This is a genomic window from Bradyrhizobium sp. RP6, from assembly GCF_003837805.1.
Lineage (GTDB): Bacteria > Pseudomonadota > Alphaproteobacteria > Rhizobiales > Xanthobacteraceae > Bradyrhizobium.
Genome location: NZ_RQIT01000014.1, coordinates 149,944 through 171,185, shown reverse-complemented (window position 1 = coordinate 171,185; position 21,242 = coordinate 149,944). Strand labels below are relative to the sequence as shown.

Annotated in this window: 17 protein-coding genes; 12 read left to right on the top strand and 5 right to left on the bottom strand. The window is 65.6% G+C overall.

Features of this window, described 5'->3' with window-relative positions:
- Positions 1 to 20: 20 nt before the first annotated feature.
- From ubiT to EHH60_RS23960, 4 genes are all read left to right on the top strand, one after another.
- The gene (ubiT, locus tag EHH60_RS23975; protein WP_124161881.1) at positions 21 to 566 is read left to right on the top strand and encodes a ubiquinone anaerobic biosynthesis accessory factor UbiT; all 546 of its coding nucleotides are present in this window, start codon (positions 21 to 23) and stop codon (positions 564 to 566) included.
- Positions 566 to 1,543: a ubiquinone anaerobic biosynthesis protein UbiU gene (ubiU, locus tag EHH60_RS23970; RefSeq protein WP_199751891.1), complete on the top strand. Its 978-nt coding sequence runs from the start codon at positions 566 to 568 to the stop codon at positions 1,541 to 1,543. Before ubiT ends, ubiU begins: the two co-directional genes overlap by 1 nt.
- A gap of 26 nt (positions 1,544 to 1,569) precedes the next feature.
- Positions 1,570 to 2,499: a ubiquinone anaerobic biosynthesis protein UbiV gene (gene ubiV, locus EHH60_RS23965; protein WP_124161879.1), complete on the top strand. Its 930-nt coding sequence runs from the start codon at positions 1,570 to 1,572 to the stop codon at positions 2,497 to 2,499.
- 119 nt (positions 2,500 to 2,618) lie between these two features.
- The gene (locus EHH60_RS23960; RefSeq protein ID WP_124161878.1) at positions 2,619 to 3,476 is read left to right on the top strand and encodes an SDR family oxidoreductase; all 858 of its coding nucleotides are present in this window, start codon (positions 2,619 to 2,621) and stop codon (positions 3,474 to 3,476) included.
- A 101-nt stretch (positions 3,477 to 3,577) separates the two neighbouring features.
- On the opposite strand, the gene EHH60_RS23955 is transcribed toward EHH60_RS23960, so the two are convergent.
- Positions 3,578 to 4,093 carry a YciE/YciF ferroxidase family protein gene (locus tag EHH60_RS23955; RefSeq protein ID WP_124161877.1) on the bottom strand — a complete coding sequence of 172 codons (516 nt, stop codon included), beginning with the start codon at positions 4,091 to 4,093 and terminating at the stop codon, positions 3,578 to 3,580.
- Positions 4,094 to 4,179: 86 nt separating this feature from the next.
- On the opposite strand from EHH60_RS23955, the gene EHH60_RS23950 reads away from it, so the two are divergent.
- Together EHH60_RS23950 and EHH60_RS23940 are read left to right on the top strand one after the other, a co-directional pair.
- A complete protein-coding gene (locus EHH60_RS23950) occupies positions 4,180 to 4,374 on the top strand; it encodes a hypothetical protein (protein ID WP_124161876.1) in 195 nt (64 codons plus the stop codon).
- 616 nt (positions 4,375 to 4,990) lie between these two features.
- Positions 4,991 to 7,312, top strand: a complete 2,322-nt coding sequence (locus EHH60_RS23940; RefSeq protein WP_124161874.1) for a molybdopterin guanine dinucleotide-containing S/N-oxide reductase — start codon at positions 4,991 to 4,993, stop codon at positions 7,310 to 7,312.
- Between the two features lie 246 nt (positions 7,313 to 7,558).
- Here EHH60_RS23940 and EHH60_RS23930 read toward each other — a convergent pair whose 3' ends face one another.
- Positions 7,559 to 8,536 (bottom strand): helix-turn-helix domain-containing protein, encoded by a 978-nt coding sequence (locus tag EHH60_RS23930; RefSeq protein ID WP_124161873.1) that lies wholly within the window; start codon positions 8,534 to 8,536, stop codon positions 7,559 to 7,561.
- 341 nt (positions 8,537 to 8,877) lie between these two features.
- Here EHH60_RS23930 and EHH60_RS23925 point away from each other — a divergent pair, with 341 nt between their 5' ends.
- On the top strand, positions 8,878 to 11,784 hold the full coding sequence (locus EHH60_RS23925; RefSeq protein WP_124161872.1) for an ATP-binding protein: 2,907 nt from the start codon (positions 8,878 to 8,880) through the stop codon (positions 11,782 to 11,784).
- On the opposite strand, the gene EHH60_RS23920 is transcribed toward EHH60_RS23925, so the two are convergent.
- The 3 genes from EHH60_RS23920 to EHH60_RS23910 form a co-directional block, all read right to left on the bottom strand.
- Complete coding sequence (locus EHH60_RS23920; RefSeq protein WP_124161871.1) at positions 11,781 to 12,731, bottom strand: alpha/beta fold hydrolase; 951 nt, start codon at positions 12,729 to 12,731, stop codon at positions 11,781 to 11,783. The two genes, EHH60_RS23925 and EHH60_RS23920, sit on opposite strands and share 4 nt — an antisense overlap.
- Before the next feature lie 131 nt (positions 12,732 to 12,862).
- Positions 12,863 to 13,570, bottom strand: coding sequence for a hypothetical protein (locus EHH60_RS23915; RefSeq protein ID WP_124161870.1), 708 nt, complete (start codon positions 13,568 to 13,570; stop codon positions 12,863 to 12,865).
- A 118-nt stretch (positions 13,571 to 13,688) separates the two neighbouring features.
- On the bottom strand, positions 13,689 to 16,529 hold the full coding sequence (locus tag EHH60_RS23910; RefSeq protein ID WP_124161869.1) for an ATP-binding protein: 2,841 nt from the start codon (positions 16,527 to 16,529) through the stop codon (positions 13,689 to 13,691).
- A gap of 325 nt (positions 16,530 to 16,854) precedes the next feature.
- Between EHH60_RS23910 and EHH60_RS23905 the strand changes: the two genes are divergently transcribed.
- The 5 genes from EHH60_RS23905 to EHH60_RS23885 all read left to right on the top strand — a co-directional run bounded on the left by EHH60_RS23905 (position 16,855) and on the right by EHH60_RS23885 (position 21,223).
- On the top strand, positions 16,855 to 17,523 hold the full coding sequence (locus EHH60_RS23905; protein ID WP_124161868.1) for a sensor histidine kinase: 669 nt from the start codon (positions 16,855 to 16,857) through the stop codon (positions 17,521 to 17,523).
- A gap of 43 nt (positions 17,524 to 17,566) precedes the next feature.
- Positions 17,567 to 18,256 carry a VOC family protein gene (locus EHH60_RS23900; protein WP_124161867.1) on the top strand — a complete coding sequence of 230 codons (690 nt, stop codon included), beginning with the start codon at positions 17,567 to 17,569 and terminating at the stop codon, positions 18,254 to 18,256.
- A 235-nt stretch (positions 18,257 to 18,491) separates the two neighbouring features.
- Complete coding sequence (locus tag EHH60_RS23895; protein ID WP_124161866.1) at positions 18,492 to 19,805, top strand: epoxide hydrolase family protein; 1,314 nt, start codon at positions 18,492 to 18,494, stop codon at positions 19,803 to 19,805.
- 32 nt (positions 19,806 to 19,837) lie between these two features.
- On the top strand, positions 19,838 to 20,686 hold the full coding sequence (locus tag EHH60_RS23890) for an enoyl-CoA hydratase/isomerase family protein (RefSeq protein WP_199751860.1): 849 nt from the start codon (positions 19,838 to 19,840) through the stop codon (positions 20,684 to 20,686).
- A 114-nt stretch (positions 20,687 to 20,800) separates the two neighbouring features.
- Positions 20,801 to 21,223 carry an OsmC family protein gene (locus EHH60_RS23885; RefSeq protein ID WP_124161864.1) on the top strand — a complete coding sequence of 141 codons (423 nt, stop codon included), beginning with the start codon at positions 20,801 to 20,803 and terminating at the stop codon, positions 21,221 to 21,223.
- Positions 21,224 to 21,242: the final 19 nt, after the last annotated feature.

Sequence of the window (21,242 nt, the reverse complement as noted above, 5' to 3'; positions counted from 1 at the left end):
TTCCGTCCAGATGTGTGTCCATGAATGATCCCTCCGCCGCATCGCCCGGTCCGTTGCCGACGATTCCACCGCTCCTCGCGCTTGCCATGCGTCCGCTGCCGCTGTTGCCGCTGCAGCTCGTTCTCACCGCCGTCCTGCAGCGGATTCGCCGGCACAATCCGGCGATGTTCGAGCGGCTCGGCAACCACGCGCGGGCGCGGTTCGGCATCAGGCCCATCGATCTGCCGTTTGCCTTCGTGGTCGAGGCCAGACCGCCGCGCCTGTCCGTGGTGCGCGACCTGCCGCGAAGTCTCGATGCGCGGATCTCGGCCTCGCTCGCCAATCTCCTGGCCCTGCTCGAAGGCCGGGTCGATGGCGATGCCTTGATGTTTTCGCGCGATCTCGCCGTCGAAGGCAACGTCGAGGCTGTGCTCGCGCTGCGCAATGCGATCGACGACGCCCAGCTCGATCTTGCCGCCGAGCTGTCCTCGCTGTTTGGCCCCTTGGGCGCGCCGGTGCGGCGCGCCTTCGAGGCCGCCCGCGGCCGCATGATCGGCCCATCGCAGCAAAGCGAGCAATGGAGATGATGGAGCTGATCTGCCCTGCCGGGACGCCGGCGGCGTTGAAGAGCGCCATCGAGGCCGGCGCCGACGCGGTCTATTGCGGCTTCAACGATGAGACCAATGCGCGCAATTTTCCGGGGCTGAATTTCAGCCGCGACGAGCTGCGCAAGGGCATCGCGCTGGCGCATGGCCGCGGGGCGAAGATCCTGGTGGCCATCAATACCTTCCCGCGCGCCGCCGCCGCCGACATCTGGCAGCGCGCGGTGGACGATGCCGTGAGTGCAGGTGCCGATGCGCCGATCCTCGCCGATATCGGATTGATGGACTACGCGGCGAGGCGCCATCCGAACCAGCGGCTGCACGTCTCGGTTCAGGCCGCGGCCGCGAATCCGGATGCCATCGCCTTTTACGCCGAGGCGTTCGGGGCTCGTCGCGTCGTGCTGCCGCGTGTCCTGAGCGTGCCGGAGATCGCCGAGATCACCCGGGAGACGACCTGCGAGACCGAGGTCTTCGTGTTCGGCGGGCTCTGCGTGATGGCCGAGGGGCGCTGCTCGCTGTCGTCTTATGCGACCGGCAAGTCGCCGAACATGCAGGGCGTCTGCTCGCCTCCAAGCCATGTCGCCTACGAACAGAGCGCCGAGGGGACGACGTCCAGGCTGGGCGGCTTCACCATCAACCGGTTCGGGGCGAACGAGCCTGCGGGCTATCCGACGCTATGCAAGGGGCGCTTCTCGACCGCAGAGGGCGCGGGCTACATCTTCGAGGATCCCGTCAGCCTCGATGCCACGACCCTGCTCAAGGGCTTGCGCGAGGCAGGGGTGACCGCGCTCAAGATCGAAGGCCGCCAGCGCGGCCGCGCCTATGTCGAAAGCGTGGTGCGTCATTTCCGTCATGCGCTCGCGGCGCTCGAGAGCGGAAGTGAGGCCGATATTGCCGGCCTGAAGCCGTTCACCGAGGGGCAGGCCTCCACTCTCGGCGCCTATCGCAAGACGTGGCGCTGATCCTTCGAACATGTGAGGTCCTTGCGATGCAACTCAGTCTCGGCCCGGTTCTGTACAATTGGGCGCCGGATCGCTGGCGGGACTTCTATTTCCGTATCGCCGACGAAGCGCCGGTCGACGTCGTAACCGTCGGTGAGATCGTCTGCTCGAAACGCTCGCCATTCTTCGCGCGCCACCTGCCGGCCGTGGTCGAACGGCTGCAAGGTGCTGGCAAGCAGGTCCTGCTGGGCTCGTTGATCCTGGTCTCGCTGCGGCGCGAGCGCCGTCAGACCGAAGAGCTGGCGGTGGCCGAGGGCGCCTTGGTCGAGGTGAATGATCTGACCTGTCTCAGGGCGCTCGCAGGCCGGCCGCACGCGATCGGGCCCTTCGTCAACATCTACAACGAGGCGAGTGCGGCCTTTCACGCCGCGCGCGGGGCGAAGCGCATCTGCCTGCCGCCGGAGCTGCCGCTGGCCTCGGTGGCGATGATCGCGCGAGCCGTTCCCGACGTCACGATCGAAATATTCGCGTTCGGCAGGGTGCCGCTCGCGATCTCCGCCCGTTGCTATCATGCGCGCCTTCACAAGCTGACCAAGGACAATTGCCGGTTCGTCTGTGAGAAGGACCCGGATGGTCTGCTCCTGAACACGCTGGAGCAGCAGGATTTCCTGACCGTCAACGGCGTGCAGACCCTGTCTCATACCTGCACCAATCTGCTGGGCGATGCCGGCATATTGCGCGACAGCAACGTCGGCTCGCTGCGCCTGTCGCCGCAGGATTGCGACATGGTCGCAGTCATCAGGACATTTCGCGACGTCCTGGACGGTCGCGAGGACGTCGATGGCGGCAACCGCCGCCTCGCGGCGGACTACCCGGGTGTGCCTTTCTCGAACGGGTTCCTGTGGGCGGAGCCGGGGCACGTGTATCGTCGTGCCCAATCAGCGGACGCGCAAATCGGAACTCCGCCAACGCCATAGAGGTGCGCGAGTCCTTGCAAGCGGCGGCGCAGGCCTCCCGGCGCGAGGCCGGAGCTCACGCACCACCAGGAACACTTTCGGCGGCGCCCCGTTAGCGCAGCAAACGCCGGGAGTTGTCCATGACCGACTATCCAAAGCCGCCTTATCCCTCGCAGCAGCAACCGATGCCTGGTTCGACGCGTGCGATGCAGCCGCGACCGGATCATGGCGAGGAGAGTTACAAGGGCGCCGGACGTCTGGCGGGAAAGAAGGCCATCATCACGGGCGGCGACAGCGGCATCGGCCGCGCGGTGGCGATCGCCTACGCTCGTGAAGGCGCGGATATCGTCGTCTCCTATTTGAACGAGGACGAGGATGCGGCCGAGGTCAAGGCGCTGGTGGAACGGGAGGGACGCAAGGTCGTCCTGATCCCAGGCGATATCAGCAATCCCGAGCACTGCCGCGCCATCGTGGATCGCACCGTCGAAGAGCTCGGCGGAATCGACATCCTGGTCAACAACGCGGCCCATCAGGCCACGTTCAAGGACATCGCCGATATCAGCGACGAGGAGTGGCAGCGGACGTTCGAGACCAACATCCACGCCATGTTCTATCTGACCAAGGCTGCCGTCCCCCACATGCGGCCGGGAGCCGCGATCATCAACACCGCCTCGGTGAACTCCGACATGCCGAACCCGAGCCTGCTGGCTTACGCCACCACCAAGGGAGCCATTCAGAATTTTACCGGCGGGCTCGCCCAGATGCTGGCCGAGAAGGGCATTCGGGTCAACGCAGTGGCCCCGGGTCCGATCTGGACGCCGCTGATTCCATCGACCATGCCGGGGGAAACCGTCAAGAACTTCGGCAAGCAGGTGCCGATGCAGCGCGCCGGCCAGCCCGCCGAGCTCGCGACGGCCTATGTCATGCTGGCCGATCCGCTCTCGAGCTACACTTCGGGAGCAACGTTGCCCGTCACCGGCGGCAAGCCGTTCATCTGATCGAACATGCCTGTCCGCGGCGGAGAAGAGAACCTTCGGGAGGACCGGGCGGCGCCGCGAGGGGGGCCGCCGATCAACCTGTCTCGATCAGCCTGCCTCAATCACGCTGCGTCAGAGGCCTTGGCGTTGACACCTTTGCGAAGGGCCACCGTGTTCAGCTTGGTATTGGCAGCCTTCTCCTCGTTCAAATTGGTCGTGAGGAAGCGCACGATGTCGTCGTGGCCGAGCTCTTTCGCCCAGGCAATCAGCGTACCGTAGCGGCACATTTCGTAGTGCTCCACGGCCTGTGCGTTGGCGACGATCGCGGCGTCGAGCACGGCCTTGTCCTCGATCTCCCCGGCGGTCTCGTCGGCTTCCTCGATGAGGCCGTCAATGGCCGGACAATGAGTGCCGCTCGGCTCCTTGCCGAGCTTGGCGAACACCTTGTCGAGCCGTTCGACCTGCTTGTTAGTCTCTTCCAGATGCGCTTTCAGCCCGGCGACGAGATCCCTGTTGGTCGCCTTGTCGATCATCTTCGGCAGCGCCTTCAGGATCTGCTGTTCCGCGTAATAGATGTCCTGCATGCCGTGCAGCAGCAGGTCTTCCATCGATTTGATGTCCTTGGTGAAGAATCCCATAAACGACGCCTCCTTTTCACAATGATGGCAGTGGAACGCCGCGCGGCCGTCGCTGTTCCATTCCTTGTGCAGATCGGGAGAGCCAAATGAGCGATGGAGTGGACCATCTTGCGAGCCTGCTCGGACGCGCGGCGATGGACGTGTGGGGGGACATGCCTCGCGACATCCAGGAGGCGCTGTTTGAGACCGCCATGAAGGGACGTCCGACGGAGCGTGAGGAGCTTGCGCGGTTACTGCACGAGCGGCACCCGCGCACACTTCATCCGGCCCGGCCAAGCTGACGCGGCGGGCGGGAACGATCGCGCGAGCTCCTGATTGGTGAAATGGGTGGCGCGCTGCCGGATGGCTGGAATGAAGCCGCGGGAGGCGCAATCACCTGGATCAGATCTGTGAGCCGATCGACGTGACTGAGATGCATATCGGAAAATGGTACGACCCGATTTCGGAGCGGTGGATCGCGCCGCGCGAAACACGCGCCATCGCAGCAGATGATCGGTCGAGCGCGGAGCAAGTAGCGGAGACTCACAAGAGAGAAGAGGCGCAGCGGATATGGAATCTGCTGGTCGACTGCTGCGCACGCGGATGATGTCAGGCCCGCCAGCATGACGCATTCGCTCTGTGCGGGTTCTGGTGCCTGGCGGATGCCGCGGTCGACCATCGCCCCCGCCACGAATTCTCCTTGCCGACGCAGCGACACGAATCGGCAGTTCGGGCCAGTCCCTCGGCTCTCGGCTGGTACAGGTCACCGCCGCCATCGCACGTGCCTTGGCGATGCCTTCAGCTGGATTTTGCGCGGGGCAGGCCAGCGTTTCCGTCAACGCTGATCTCGACGACGTCCGGAACGGATCGGTATATTACCACCCGATTGCAGGCCGGCACCGGAACAAGGATCAGACGATGGACGATACGATTGGCTTTCCCGACCCCGGTCTCGACCTGTCGGACGGGTTCAAGCCGCATACCTCGCATTGGGGTGTGTTCTCCGCGCGTCAGGGCGCGGGCGGGCTGGAGGTCAGGGCCTATGCGGGCGATCCCGATCCGAACGGCATCATCGACAATTTTCCCGGCGCGCTCCGGCACCAGGCGCGCATCGCCCAACCGGCGGTCCGCCGCGGCTGGCTCGAGCGCGGCCCGGGCCCCGACGATCGCCGCGGCCGCGACGAGTTCGTCTCCGTCAGCTGGGAGAAGGCGCTCGACCTCCTCGGCGATGAGCTGTGCCGCATCCGCGACACGCGCGGGCCGGGCGCCGTGTTCGGCGGCTCCTATGGCTGGTCGAGCGCCGGCCGCTTCCATCACGCCCAGAGCCAGGTGCATCGCTTCCTCAACACCGCGATGGGCGGCTATGTGCGCTCGGTCAACTCCTATTCCTCCGGAGCGTCCTCGGTACTGCTGCCGCAGATCCTGGCCGGCTACGAGGATATTACCAAGCGCAACGTCACCTGGGAGCAGATCGCTGATCACACCGAGGTCGTGCTGGCATTCGGCGGCATGGCGCTGAAGAACTCGATGGTGGCCGGTGGCTCGATCAGCAAGCATGTCGAGCGCGGCGCGATGGCGGCTGCGCGCCGGCGCGGCTGCGAGTTCGTCCTGGTCAGCCCGCTGCGCGACGATCTGCCGGTCGAGGCCGGCGCCGAATGGATGACCTGCGTGCCCGGCACCGATACTGCGCTGATGCTCGGCATCGTCCACACGCTCGTGAGCGAAAGCCTGCACGACCAGGCCTTCCTCGATCGCTACACCGAGGGGTGGCCGGTCTTCCTGCGCTATCTCACCGGCGAGAACGACGGGCAGGCCAAGCACGCCGAATGGGCCGCCGCAATCTGCGGCGTGGAGGCGGATACGATTCGCAAGCTGGCGCGGCGTCTTGCCGGAAAGCGCGCGCTCATCACCGTCTCCCATTCGCTTCAGCGCGCCGAGCATGGCGAGCAGCCGGTGTGGATGGGGATGGTGCTGGCGGCAGCGCTCGGCCAGATCGGCCTTCCCGGCGGCGGCTACGCCTATTCGTTGGGTGCGATCGGCTATTACGGCCGCCGCGTCAACGACGTGCCGGGGCCGACGCTGGGGCAGGGCCGCAACGGTGTTGCCGATTTCATCCCGGTGGCGCGCATCGCCGACATGCTGCTCAATCCCGGCCGTACGTATCGCTATAACGGCGAGACGCGCACCTATCCGGACATTCGTCTGGTTTACTGGGCGGGCGGCAATCCCTTCCATCACCACCAGGACATCAACCGCTTGCGCAAGGCGTTCGCGCAAGTAGACACATTCGTTGTGCACGAGCTCGCATGGACCGCCACAGCCCGTCACGCCGACATCGTGCTGCCCTCGACGATGACGCTCGAACGCGAGGACATCGGCTATTCCAGCAACGATCCGCTCATGGTCGCGATGCATCGGATCGCCGAGCCATTCGGACTCGCGCGCGACGACTACGAGATCTTTGCCGATCTTGCCGAACGCCTCGGGGCGCGCGAACCCTTCACCGAAGGGCGCACGTCGCGGCAATGGCTGGAGCATCTCTACGAGCCGACCCGCGCCTCGCTGGCCAAGCGCGGCCTCGAAGCGCCAAGTTTCGACGAGTTCTGGGCGCGCGGCAGCCTGGTCGTACCGCAGCAGCCCGACGACGGCGGCCGGCTGCGACGCTTCCGCGAGGACCCCGTCAATCACGCTTTGCCGACGCCGAGCGGGCGGATCGAGATCTTCTCGGCCAAGATCGCAGGTCATGGCGATGCGGATTGTCCCGGCCATCCGGTCTGGCTCGACAAGACCGATACGCCCAAGCCCGGCGCGCCGTGCTTCCTCGTCGCCAACCAGCCGGTGACGCGCCTGCACAGCCAGCTCGATTTCGGCGGACATTCGCTTGCCGCAAAACATCGCGGCCGGGAGGTCGCGCGTATGAACCCGGTTGATGCGGCCGCGCGCGGCATCAAGGATGGCGACATCATTCGCCTGTTCAACGAGCGCGGCGCGTGCCTTGCCGCCGTCCACGTCACCGACGGTATCGCGCCCGGCGTGGTTCAGCTTCCGACCGGCGCGTGGTACGATCCGATGGATCCCGAAGACGAGGCGCCGCTTTGCGTTCACGGCAATCCGAACGTGCTGACCCGCGACGTCGGCACCTCGTCCCTGGCGCAGGGCTGCACCGGCCAGCTGACGACCGTCGAGGTGGAGAAGTTCACGGGCAATCTGCCGCCGATCCGGGCGTTCGATCCGGTGTAGCGGCCGTTGGTATTGCGCTTTCGTGCCCCGGACGCAGCGCAGCGTCTCTTCGACGATGCGCTGCAGAGCCGGGGCCCATCTCACCGCAAGCTACAGTGGAGCGTTCTGTGTCCCGGCTCTGCGCCGCAACGCTCGCGCGTTGCAGCTCGTCCGGGACACGAGGACTTGCAGCGGCGAGATCGGGAGCAGCACACAAGTTGAGGCACGCGCCTCGGGATCCCCGTCGTCCGTCGCTCGCCGGATCAGCTATGCAGCGGCGCTGGCGATCCAATCCCTCTCCAGAGACGCGCGCTGCCTCGGCTGCGCTTCGACCACGAGCTGCCCGCCCACGTTGCCAAGGCGCCAGCGCGCCGGAGATTGACCGCTGATCCGCTTGAACACGGTCGAGAAATGTGCCTGTGTGCTGAAGCCCACGGCAAGCGCGATGTCCGCCAATGGCCGCTCGGTGGTCGCGAGCAGCATCTTGGCATGCTCGACCCGATGCGTGAGCAGATATTCGCGGGGACGATAGCCGGTCGCGGCACGGAATTGCGCCGCAAAGTGCATCCTGGACAGGCCGGCGACATTGGCGAGCTCGGACAGGCTGATGCAGCGGTCGAAATGATCGGCGATGTATTGCTCGACGCGACGCAAGCGCCATTTCGGCAATGCATTGACCCTGACGCGCGGCAACTCCATCCGGGTGAGATGCATCGCCAAGGTCTGGCCGATACAGCGCGTAAACTGTCGATCCGCCGCATCACCATGTTCGACCAGCGCCCTGGCGAGCTCGGCAGCGAGCGGGTCGCGCAACAGCACGAGGTCGTTCAGCCCGTCCGCGTGCGCTGGAAGATGGTCCGTGGAGATGTGCACGTGCAGGAATGCGCACGGCGACTGGAATTGTGCGCCGAGCGGCTTCGACGGGGCGGTGACGTAAAGCGACCCCGCCGGCATGGCGCCTTCGAAGAGGATCCGGCCATCCCGTGTCAGCTTCACGCGCGTGGCCTTCAGGGCAATGCCGACGAAATAGCGATCGTCCGGTGTCGTCGTTTCGTGCAACGAGGTGCCCTGCGGATCATCCCATCGCGAGATCGTGATGTCTTCGGCCATGTCCTCCGGAGCGCGATCGATCTGACGCCATTGGCTCTCCCGGGCGATCGCCTGTGTAGGGCGAAGATCACCATGATCCTGCGGGAAGGCCGGAAGATCAATCCAGGCATGCGCCACTTGCAAGTTGCTCGACATCGTCGTCCCTCCTGGTTTTGCCGTCGCTTGCAACGGCCGGCAGGCGCGCAAACCAATGATTTCCATGCTGAGAGGATAAACGTGAGCTGGCCAGGACGCCCGTTAGGGGTGATTAGGAAGTGTTAGATTCTGTGGGCGTGCATCAGGTGTGACAGCTCGTCGCAGACGGGCTGAATAGAACCAATTTGTCATGCATTTGCGCGGACAGGAGGGGCCAGAGGCGAGCGCATCGCGTAGACCGACGCACCGGTGCGAGACCGCTGAACGCCTTCGCTGGACCTTGCAGTGGCGCCTTGTATAGTTGCGCCGCGTTTCGAAGAAGCAGTCAAGATGAGCGCGATGTGACCGAGCTTTCGGCAGGACATGGCCGCCCCAGTGGCGGCACGGGGCCCATCCTTGATCTCGATGCCGTCTCATTCGGACCATTCTCGCTCCGCTCGCGGCTGCTGGAGAAGGACGGTGTTCCTGTCAAGCTGGGCAGCCGGGCGATAGACATTTTGCGCCTGCTCGTCAGTCGTGCCGGCGAGGTGGTGCCGAAGAACGAGATTCTCAGCTACGCGTGGTCCGGCCTCTCCGTCGAGGAGATCAGCTTGCGGGTCCATGTCGCGGAGCTGCGCAAGGCGCTCGGCGACGGCAAGGATGGCGTCCGCTACATCACCAACATCCCGAGCCGGGGCTATTGCTTCGTTGCGCCGGTGCGGCGAGGCGAACGCGCCGGGCTGCCTGTGCCGGCATCGCGGTCGCCCGAAACGTCGGCCCCTCCACCGTCTCTGCCGCATCGCCTGGACCGGATGGTGGGGCGGGACGACGTCGTGGCCCAGCTGGCAACGCGCCTGCTCCGCGATCGCTTTGTCACGCTCCGAGGGCCGGGCGGCATCGGCAAGACCACCATTGCGGCCGCGCTCGCTCATGACATGTGCGACAGGTTCGAGGGCAGCGTCCATTTCCTCGAATTCGGTCCGCTGCAGGACGCCGCGCTGGTCGCGAGCACGGTTGCCGCCGCACTGGGCCTCGTCGTGCATCACAACGACCCCGCAGGCAGCATCGTCAATTTTCTGCGCGGCCAACGGCTGCTTCTCGTGCTCGACAGCTGCGAGCATGTCATCGACGAGGTCGCGCGTCTCGCAGAAGCCATCTACCGCGAGGCGCCTGGCGTCGCCATTCTCGCGACCAGCCGCGAATCGCTGCTGGTGGAGGGGGAGCAGATCTTCGAGCTGGCGCCCTTGCCCGGCCCGCCGCAGGATGCCCGCCTCAGCGTCGGCGAGGTGCTGGATTATCCCGCTGCGCGGCTATTCGTGGACCGTGCCGTCGCGGCGGGCCATCGGGACGCCATCACGGACGAGGATGCCGACGTCCTGGTCCGGATCTGCGGCAAGCTCGACGGGATCGCGCTCGCGATCGAGCTGGCTGCCGCGCGCGTCGGTCTCTACGGATTGCGCGAGATGGCGGTGTTGCTCGACAGCCATCTCCAGCTCGAATGGCGCGGGCGGCGAACGGCGCCGCCGCGCCAGCAGACGCTCGGCGCCACGCTCGATTGGAGCTTTGGTCTGATCGGCGAGAGCGAGCGCATCGTGTTTCGGCGTCTCGCCGTCTTCGCGGGCCCCTTCACGTTGCAGGGCGCGGTCGCGGTGGCGGCTGACGCGGCGACGACGGAGGATCGCGTCGTTCATGCGCTGGAGCAACTCGTGGTCAAGTCGTTGGTGTCGGCGCAGCCGGACGGCGCGTCGCGGCGCTATCGCCTGCTGGATGCAACGCGTGCCTATGCCATGCAGAAGCTGGCTGATAGTGGCGAGGCCAACACGATCGCGCGCCGCCATGCCGGATATGTCCAACGCATGCTCGAAGCCGGCATGACGGAGCCGGGCAGCCGCGATCCGGCGTCCCGGGCGCAGGAGCGGGCGGGCCTGCTCGCCGACGCTCGCGCGGCACTGGCATGGAGCTACGCCAATGCTGACGGCGCCGGCCTGCGCGTTCCGCTGGCGGGCAGCTGCACGAGGCTGTTCGTCGAGCTCAGTTTGCTGAGCGAAGCGCGCATATGGTCCGATCGGGCACTCACAACGCTCGACGTGGCCGAGCGGGCCGGCAGATGGGAACTCGAGCTCCAGTCGACGCTTGGTCATGCCCTCATGTTCACCGAGCGCAACGGCGAGCAGGCGGAAGCGGCTCTCAGGCGTGGGCTGGAGATTTCGGAAGCACTCGCCGACCATGCCAATACATTCCGGCTGCTGTCGCGGCTGAATATGTTCTACCGGCGGACGGGTGGTTATCGGCATCTTGTTCCAACTGCGCGTCACGCCGAGCGGATCGCGCGCCTGATCGGCGATACCGCGGGCGTTGCCGGCAGCAAGGCGCTGCTCGGCGTGTCCTATCATCTCACCGGAGACCAGCTCGAGGCGCAGGCCCATCTCGACGAGGGACTGCGCGACGATGACGCGCTGCGCGGCACGCAGCCCGGACATTTCGCCTATTCGCGCACGCCTCAGATTCCGCTCGCCCGCGTGCTATGGCTGCGCGGCTTTCCCGATCGCGCGCTGGAATGTATCCGCCCGCTCGTCGGCGCGTCAGCGCCGCGCGACGTGGTCATGCATTGTATCGCATTGTGCTGGTCCGCCTCGGTGTTCGGCTGGGTTGGCGACTGGTCCTCCGTCGAGACCATGACCGGCCGCCTTGCAAGGCATGCGAACCTGCACGGGCTCGTCCCTTATGAAGCCGTCGCGAGCGGCTTTCGGGCGCAGACCATGTTGGCCCGCGGCGAGATCACCGGCGCTATCGATCTGTTGCGAACTGCGCTCCCGCGTCTGCACGCGGATCACTACGAACTCTATGCATCGGCATTTGCCGCCGATCTATCGCAGGGATTGGCGGCACTCGGACGGCTGCCGGAAGCGCGGGAGTTGTTGGACGAGACCGTTGCGCGGATCGAGCAGGAAGGCGGAGCCTTCGACATGCCGGAGTTGCTCCGTCTGCGCGGAGAACTCGAGGCCCATGACGGGAATCTCGCAGCCGCCGAGGCAAGTCTGATCGCGTCGGCGACGCTCGCCGAGCACCAGGGCGCATTGTCCTGGCGGTTGCGAACCGAGATGTCGCTGGCGTGTCTGCGAGACCGGCAGGGTGCGCCAGATTCGCTTGAGCGGCTCGCCAGCACCTACGCCCGTTTCTCCGAGGGGTTCGGGACTGCCGATCTCAAGGCGGCACGGCTGATGCTGGATCGTCGGCCTGATCACGCGCTGTCCGAAACCCGGGCCTAGCCGTTGTCCAGTCGCGCAAGGAAGTTGCGAACGAGCGCGGCGATCTCGTCGGTGGCTTCATCGAGCGCGAAGTGGCCTGCCTCCAGGATGTGAACCTCGGCTTCCGGCACATCGTCGCGATAGGCCGTGGCGCCGGCGACGGTGAAGGACGGATCGTATTTGCCCCAGACCACCAGCGTCGGCGGCCGCGTCTTGCGCAACCAGTCCTGCCATTTGGGATAGGAGGCGACGTTGGTCCGGTAATCCAGGAACAGCGTGGTCTGGATCTCGGCCTGGCCGGGACGCGTCAGGAAGGCGTATTCGTCGCTCCAGGTGTCGGGGTCGTAGCGTTCGGGGTGCGGAGTTGAGCCGAGGTGCCGCTGACGCGTCGCCGCCAGCGAGGTGAAATTGGCCTTGAGCGCCTCGAGCTCGTGTGCTGGATCGGCCCAGTACCTGCGACGCGCTTCCCAGAGCGGGCTCAAGCCCTGCTCGTGCGACACCGCGTTCTGGATGATGAGTCCGCGGACACGTTCCGGATGCGCCAGCGCCATGCGAAAGCCGACAGGACCTCCGTAGTCCTGCATGAACAGCACGTATTTGCCGAGACCAAGCTTCGTCGTGAGCTCGCCGATCACGCCGGCGATGTTGTCGAACGTGTAGGTGAAAGCGGATGGCGACGGCGCGCTGCTGTTGCCGAAGCCGGGATAATCAGGTGCGATCACGTGATATCTGTCGGCGAGCAGCGGCAGCAGAGGCTCCCACATCCGCGACGAGGAGGGGAAGCCGTGCAGCAGCAGCACGGTCGGCGCGTCGGCGGGCCCGGCCTCGCGGTAGAAGATCTCGAGGCCCCGGATATCGACGGTATGATAGCTGATCGAACGCCGGCTCGATCGCAGGTCTTGTGCCGAGGCCTGCATGGCCGCGCAGGCCAGGGCCGCCGAGACTGCAAGGGTAGCTGGAACCTTCATGTCATTGCTCCGATGGCACACGTCGTTGGTTGCTCGCGCCTGCAATCTGCACCCGAGGCCGTCTGTTGGCTCGTTATGTATTGTTAGGCGTTGAGATGCAGAGTGGTTGCCGCTCCCGTGGGTGCTCGTCTCTACTCGAAGACGGCGTCGAAGATTTCGACGTCCATCAGCACGGGCTTGGCGATCACCGTTCCGTCAGGCTGCAGCGTCTGCGCGCGTCGAAGTGTCGGCACCACGATGCCGCCGAAGTTGTCATGAGCCCAGGAGTAATGCGCGACTCTGATTCCGAAGAGATCGTGGTCCGTCCTCCGTTGCAGGGCGCTCTCGTCGAAATAGAAAACCTGTTCGGGCGCGAGCGTGATGAGGTGCGGGGGAAATTGTGCCCGAAGCCGCTGCCACGTTTCGACGCCCTCACGCCAAGGCGGCAGTTCCTCGATCTTGACATCGGGGTGGGCGAGCAGGAATGGGCTGGTCAGATAGGTCCAGATCGCGACTCCGCAGAAGAAGACCAGGTGCAGTTCGTCCGCAAGCGCAGGCAGGCCGACCTCGGGAAACGCGAGGCTCGGATTGCGCCAGGTCCGCAGGACTTCACCATCCGGGCTCTCGATCGTGATCGCGTCGGGTTGAAAGGAGCCAGAGTGTTCGCCCCCGGTAATGCCGGTGAACCGGAGCGACTGCGCGCGGGTCGAGCCTTCCGCGGTCACGTCCTTGAATTCCCGGGCATGTCCGGCGCTGGAGAACAGCGATCCGCCGACGGAGAGGTGCAGCGTAAACCGGTTCAAGCTGTTCCAGTGGGCCAAGCCGCCGCTGGCATCGATTACGTCATCAAGAAGCGCCATGTCCCGCCATATCCACCATGAAGTATCGCCACCATGGCGGGGCGCCGGCGGCTTGGCGTGTTAGAAGTTGTTAGGACTTGCGAGCGCGTGCGTCGGCGGTATCTCGTTGAAGATGCTGTTAATTCAGGGTGGCGAGGAGGCCCTTTGCTGCGACCAGATCGCGGGTCTGGAGCCCCTCCTGGTAGCGCGCGACGAGCGGGGCGAGCAAGTCGCGTGCGTCGCCGGCTCTTCCGGCCTGGCGCCAGATGCGGCCGAGGCTGATCGCGCCTCGGAGCTCCCAGCCGACCGCACATTGTCGCTGCGCCAGATCGAGCGATGCGCGCAAGCAGCTCTCGGCCTCCACGGCGCTGCCCGACCGGGCGAGGATGTCGCCCTTGACCCTGAGCATCTCCGGCATGTCAAAGGACTCCCCATGATCGGGGATCTGGGCGATCGCCTCGTTGATCGTCTGCAAGGCTTCGTCGGGCTGATTCTGGGAAGCGAGACCCTCCGCGAGCGCGGTCGCAAACACGGTCGTCATGATCCGGTGCCGTGTCGCGTACAACGTCGCCTGACTGCGGCGAAGGTGCTCGATGCCCGCGGCAACGTCGCCGCGGCGCAGCAACAGCTCGCCCTTCTGGCCGATGCCGACCGCGTGATAGGGCCCGAGGAAGTGCCGCGCCGAATGGTCGATCAGCCGCTCGATCAGGATTTCGGCGTTGTCCCAGTCGCCGACCCAGAGGAACACGTAAATCGTCCAGACCAGGGAGATGCCGAGGGTCAGCGGCTGTTCGAGCAACTCGGCCTCGCGAACGGTGTATCTGGCGGCCTCGACCGCACGCTCGGGCCGGCCGGTGAGCCAGAGTCCGCGCGCCAGCGCCACTAGCGCAACGATGCGGTCGTCATACCCGAGATGGCCGATGTTCAGCCGTTGCGAGCCGGGATTGTGCACCATCGCGCTCTCGCAGAACCGAACCGCCTTGTCCTGGTTGCCGATCAGATGATGCGCGACGCCCAGCATCCATTCGACGTTGAATGTGGCGGCGGGATCGTTGAGTTTTCGCGCGACGCTCTCGCCCTGTTCGCCGATTCCGAGCGCGCCGTGAAAATCTCCGACCCTGGTCAGGTAGATGTGCAATCCGCGCAGCAGCCAGAGCTGCCAGTGCAGGTCCTCGAGCTCCCGGGCAAGCTGGAGACTTCGCGTGAACGCCGACCGGACCGCTTCGGTGTTGCCCTGCGTGAACATCACGGAGACGCCAAGCGCGGCCTGCAAGGTCATCTCCTGGCGGCCGTCCACGGCGCTCATATCGAGTGACGCCAGAGCCTGCCGGGTCCAGCGGTAGCATTCCGTCAGCAAGGTCAGTTCGAGGAAGAACTGCGCCGCCGAGGCCGCCAGATCCACGCCGATCGTCCGATCGCCGCTCTCCGAAAAGCTGAAGGTCAGCGCGGCCCTGACATTCGGCAAATGGTCGGCATAGGGCAGGAAACCGCCCGCGCTCTGCATGCCCCTGGATTTGACCGCGATGTCGTGCAGGAAGTCGCGGAAATATTTGGCGTGGGCGCGCGCGACGCGGTCCGCTTCCCCGCTTCCGAGCTTGTCCGCAGCGAAGGCGCGGGTGGTGTCGAGCAGGCGGTAGCGCAGCCTGCGCTCCGCAGGCGAGGTCGCGATCAGGGATTTGGACATCAGGTTCGAAATCGCCTCGGCGGCTTCGGGCTCGCTGATCCCCTGGCAGGACGCGATGGCAAGCGCCGCCTCCAGCGTGAACGGCCCGACGAACACCGACAATCCGCGCAGCGTGGCGCTTTCGGCCGGCGGCAGCAGGTCATAGCTCCAGGCGAGCGCCGCGCTCAAGGTCTGATGCCGCGGAATTGCGGTGCGCCGTCCCCGCCACAGCAGCGAGAAGCGACTGTCCAGCAGCGAGGCGGTCCCGGAAATGCCATAGGCGTTCACACGTCCGGCCGCGAGCTCGATCGCGAGCGCAATGCCGTCCAATCGCCGGCAGATCTCGGCGACGAGCGGCGCGTCCTCCTCGCGGAGTGCGAATTCGCTCAGACTCTCGGCAATGCGTTCCACGAAGAGCTGGGTTGCGGGATAGGCAAGGATGTCAGCGATGCCGAGCCCGTCGCGCTCCGGCGGGCAATCCAGCGGAAACAGCCGATGGACGCGTTCACCTTCTGCGCGAAAGGATTCGCGGCTGGTGGCCAGGATATGCAGCTGCGGCGCCTCGCGGACCAGGCGCTCAGCCAGAGGGGCGAGTTCGTCGAGGATATGCTCGCAACTGTCGAGCACCAGCAGGATGCGCCGGCTGCGCAGGACCGTCAGCAGATCCGGTATCGGGTCCTCCGAACTGACGGTCAGGCCCAGCGTGGCTGCAATCGTGCCGGGGACGAGCCGGGCATCCGTCAGCGCTCCGAAATCGACGAAACACACCTGGCCGCCGAACGCCGCGAGTGCGCCCTGCGCGACAGCGAGTGCGACCGACGTCTTGCCGATCCCGCCAGGGCCGACGATCGTGACGAAGCGATGCTGGGCAAGCTCGGCCGAAATCCTCTCGACCGCACCGTCCCGGCCGATCATCTTCGCGAGCGGCGAGGGCAGCGAGGAAGGCGAAGCGGCGGACGGGCTCGTCCGGCTCTCCGATGCAACAGGCCGCAGCAGCGGAGCCGCGAAACAATAGCCGCGCCCCGGGACGTTGACGACGTAGCGGGAGCTTTCGCCGGCATCGCCCAAAGCCTTGCGCAGCGTCGTGATGTGGAAGCGCAGGCTGCCTTCGTCCACGTTCACGTCGGCCCAGATGCGCTTGATCAGCTCCCGCTTGTCAATGACCTCTCCGGCGCGCTCGGCGAGAAAAATCAGGATGTCGAGCGCACGGCCGCCGAGGTGAAGCGGGGCGCCGTCCTTTTCGAGCAGCCGCGATTTCACGAACAGGCGGAACGGCCCAAAGGCAATGACCGAATCCTGCTCGTTAGTGTCCGGCACGGGCCAACAATTCCAGTCAATGAGCTGAAGTCTGCAATTTGATTACCAGATCGAGGCGTCCAGTAAACCGGCCGAAAGTGGCGAAATCGCGTGGCGACCGCTGATCGCAGCGGGACGTGCGTGGCAAATTTTGCTTAAACGCGAGTAGTTTACGACGCGACCGCGACAATTCGTCAGCGCACCTGACCCTCGAGGCACCGGTGCCGGCCGCGAGATTCTGGCGCCGCCGATCATAACAGAATCTTGCAACGTCTAACGGGCAAAACGCACGCGGTGCATCCAGTATGGCCGTTGAGAGAGATCCTGCTTCAACGGGGAGGCTATAATGTCCGGTATCGGTGCTCGGCCGAATGACCACGTCGTTCGACCTCAATTCGTCGCCAGTCTCGATGAGCAGTCGCGTGATTGGGAACTCGTGCTGCGGGAGTCCCATCATCGCATGAAGAACACGCTGACGCTGCTCGGTGCGTCGGTCCGCCGCGACTTCACGCGCGCGAGTAAAAGGGATGTGTCGCAGGCGGTGGACCGGCTCGAGCGGCGCATCGTCGCCTTCGGCCGGCTCTATCAGCTCCTGTCCGACAACGATGATCCATCGGCAGTCGCCGTGGAGCCGTTCTTCGAAAACCTGTGTGGAGCCCTCTCCGAAGCGGTGCTGGAGCCGGCAGGCATTTGCTGCGAAGCCGCGATCGAGAGCGGGGGGCTGCCGGCCGCTCAATGTCATCGGCTCGCGCTGATGCTCACCGAGCTGGTCACCAATGCGGCAAAGCACGCTTTCCCGAACAGAACCGATGCGCTGATCCGCATCGAATTGGCGAACCGCGACGGCGCCTGGCTCTGCACGGTGGCCGACAACGGCATTGGTGCGACCGGCCCGCTTCAGGGCACCGGCAGCCGGATCCTCGAAGGGCTCGCGCGCAGCATCCATGCGCGATTGCACGGCGAGGCGGGGCAGGGCGGCACGCGGGTGACGATCGTGATGCCGACTGTCCCATGAGCCCTTCAGCGTCTGCACCGCGTCTCACATCAGGGAGTTCAACATGACAGCCATCGAAATCGATCGCGAAACCGGCACCAGGCCATCGACATCGCGCAGCGTTGACTTGAAGCTCGAGATCGTCGTGGTCCCCGTGTCCGACGTCGACCAGGCCAAGGCGTTCTACGCGCGCCTCGGCTGGCGGCTGGACGCCGATTTCTCGTCGGGCGAGGACTGGCGCGTGATCCAGTTCACGCCGCCGGGCTCGGCCTGCTCGGTGATCTTCGGCAGGAACGTGACGGCCGCAGCGCCCGGCTCGGCGCGAGGCCTGTACCTGATCGTCTCCGATCTCGAAGCCGCCCGGCAGGACCTGCTCGACCGCGGCGTCGAGGTCAGCGCGCCATTCCACGGTGCCGGCGACGTTCATGCCGGACCCGACGAGCCGTATCTGTTCGGCAGCGTTCGGGTCGGCGGGGCCGATCCGAAGCGCGGCAGCTACAGCTCGTTCGCATCGTTCAGCGACCCCGACGGCAATGGCTGGCTGTTCCAGGAGGTCACGACACGACTGCCCGGGCGCATCGCGAGCGGCGCCACGACATTCGCTTCGACGACCGATCTGGCGGCGGCGCTGCGCCGCGCGGCGGCCGCGCATGGCGAGCACGAGACGCGGACCGGCGGACACGACGAGAACTGGCCGGACTGGTATGCCGACTATATCGTCCGCGAGCAGGCCGGCCAGCCGCTGCCGTCGTGAACTGCAGCCAGCGCATCTCCTGACTTGGCCGATACGGCGCGCGACGACTGATGTCGTCGCGCGCCGCGCCACATCGGTTTCGCCCGTTCTGGTTCATCGCGCGGACTCGCAAGGGCTAACGCGGCCTAACGAGCCATAACGCGCAAATCGGAATGGCCCGTGCCAACGTCTTGCACAGGACGAACCGACGTGTCGCGCTCGAAACGACACCGGTCGAAGCAAGGGAGATCCAGAAATGACGACCCAAATCCGGCCCGACATCCTCAACCCAGACCGCCGTCAGTTGCTGAGCCAGGCCGCGATGGTCGCGGTTGCCGCCAGCGTGTCGAGCCTGCTGCCGCTGCAGCCGGCAAAAGCGGCTGCGAGCGGCGCAATCCGCCCCTTCCGCGTCGACGTGCCCGAGGCGGATCTGCTCGACCTTCGCCGTCGCCTCTCGGCCACACGCTGGCCCGATCGCGAGATCGTTACCGACCAATCGCAGGGCGTGCAGCTGAAGACGGTGCAGGCGCTCGTGCGCTACTGGCAGAGCGACTACGACTGGCGCAGGATCGAGGCGCGGCTGAACGCGTTGCCGCAATTCGTCACCGACATCGACGGTGTCGACATCCATTTCATTCACGTCCGCTCGCGGCACGAGAATGCGCTGCCGATGATCGTCACACATGGTTGGCCCGGCTCTATCATCGAGCAGATGAAGATCGTCGGACCGCTCACCGATCCGACCGCGCACGGCGCCAGCGCCGTGGATGCGTTCGATCTGGTGATCCCCTCGCTCCCAGGCCACGGCTTCTCGGGCAAGCCGACGGAGCTCGGCTGGGATCCCCAGCGCATCGCGCGCGCGTGGATCGTGCTGATGAAGCGGCTCGGCTATAGCCGCTATGTCGCACAAGGCGGCGACTGGGGTAATGCCGTCACCGAGCAGATGGCGCTGATCGCACCGCCCGAGCTGCTCGGCATCCACACCAACATGCCCGCGACCGTCCCCGACGACATCGCCAGAGCGCTTCAGCCGGGCGGAGCGCGGCCGCCGGATCTCTCGACCGACGAGCGCATCGCCTACGACCAGCTCGACGATTTCTACAAGCATGGTCTCGGCTACGCGATCGAGATGTCGAACCGGCCGCAGACGCTCTACGGCCTCGTGGATTCGCCCGCGGGTCTCGCCTCCTGGATGCTCGACCACGACGCACGCAGTGCCGCAATGATCGCGCGCGTCTTCGACGGCAAGACCGAAGGTCTGTCACGGGACGACGTCATCGACAACATCACGCTCTATTGGCTCACCAACACCGCGGTGTCGTCGGCGCGGCTCTATTGGGAGAACAAGCTGGTGTTCTTCGCGCCCAAGCACGTCAAGATACCGGTCGCTGTGAGCGTCTTTCCGGACGAGATCTACGCTGCGCCGCGGAGCTGGGCCGAGAAGGCCTATCCCAAGCTGATCCACTACAGTCGTCTCGACAAGGGTGGACATTTCGCCGCCTGGGAGCAACCCGCACTGTTCTGTGCGGAGATGCGCACCGCGTTCCGTCCGCTGCGGCAATCGATCTGAAGCGCGAACACATGCATCAGGGAGTACAAGAGATGAACCGTCCCGAACGCAATGTCACGACCAGTGACATCCGGCTGGAGCGCCGGCTGTCGTCATACTGGCGCGTCACCTTCGATATGCCGCCGGTGAATATTTTCGGGCCGAAGCAGCTTCCGCTGCTGGGCGACATCGTCACGGCGATCGAGACAGATCCGGACGTGAAGGTTGTGGTGTTCGACAGCGCCGTCGAGGGCTTCTTCCTTACCCACTACGATTTCCTCGCACCGCTGGAAGAGTCGTTGAGCATCCCGCCCGGGCCGACCGGCCTGCAGGCGCTGCCCGACATGCTGGTCCGCCTCAGCCGTGCGCCGGTGGTCTCGATTGCCGCGATCCGGGGCCGCGCCACCGGCGTCGGCAGCGAGCTCGCGCTCGCCAGCGACATTCGCTTTGCCAGCCGCGAGAAGGCGATCCTGTCGCAATGGGAGGTCGGCGCGGGCCTCGTGCCCGGTGGCGGGCCGATGGCGCGGTTGCCGCGCCTGATCGGCCGCGGCCGCGCGCTCGAAGTGCTGCTCGGCGCTGACGACATCCACGGGGATCTCGCCGAGCGCTATGGCTACGTCAACCGGTCCTTGCCGGATGCCGAGCTCGACGGTTTCGTCGAGGCGCTTGCGATGCGCATCGCGTCCTTCGACAAGGAAGCGATCACCGAGACCAAGCGCCTCGTCGACGTTGCGAGCCTGCCGTCCGATGCCGAGATCAAGCCGGAGTGGGATGCGTTCCTGGCGGCGCTCGGCCGGCCTGCGAGCCAGAGCCGGATCAGGGCGCTGATGGCGCGCGGCTTCCACCGCGCGGGCGATGTCGAGAACCGGCTCGGTTTCCACGTCGGGCAGATCGGCACCTAGCTGACGGAACCGCTGCGGCGTTCGGCCGGTTGGAACGGTGACGGGCGGTCGTGCCAATGTCGCTTTTCACCGGTACCGAGCGCCGGTGCTGAAATCAAACGAGGAGAATTTGAGATGATCCGCAAGGCAACGGCAGTCTGGAAAGGCACCGGTCGCGATGGGACCGGCCATTTGACGAGTGAATCCGGCGTGCTCGCGCAGACGCCCTATTCGTTCAAGACCCGCTTCGAGAACGAGAAGGGGACCAATCCCGAGGAGTTGATCGCGGCGGCCCATGCAGGGTGTTTTACGATGGCGTTGGCCTTTGGCCTTCAGATGGCAGGTTTCACGCCGGACGAGCTGTCGACGGAAGCCGCGGTGACGCTCGAGCCCGAAGGCAAGGGATTCAAGATCAGCAAGTCCGCCCTGACCTTGCGTGCAAGGGTGCCGAACCTCGACGAGGCCGGCTTTGCGAAGTTCGCCGGCGAGGCCGAGAAGAACTGCCCGGTGTCGAAGGTGCTCAATGCCGCCATCACGCTCGACGCCAAGCTGGGCTAGAGACGGGCGTTTGCTTTGG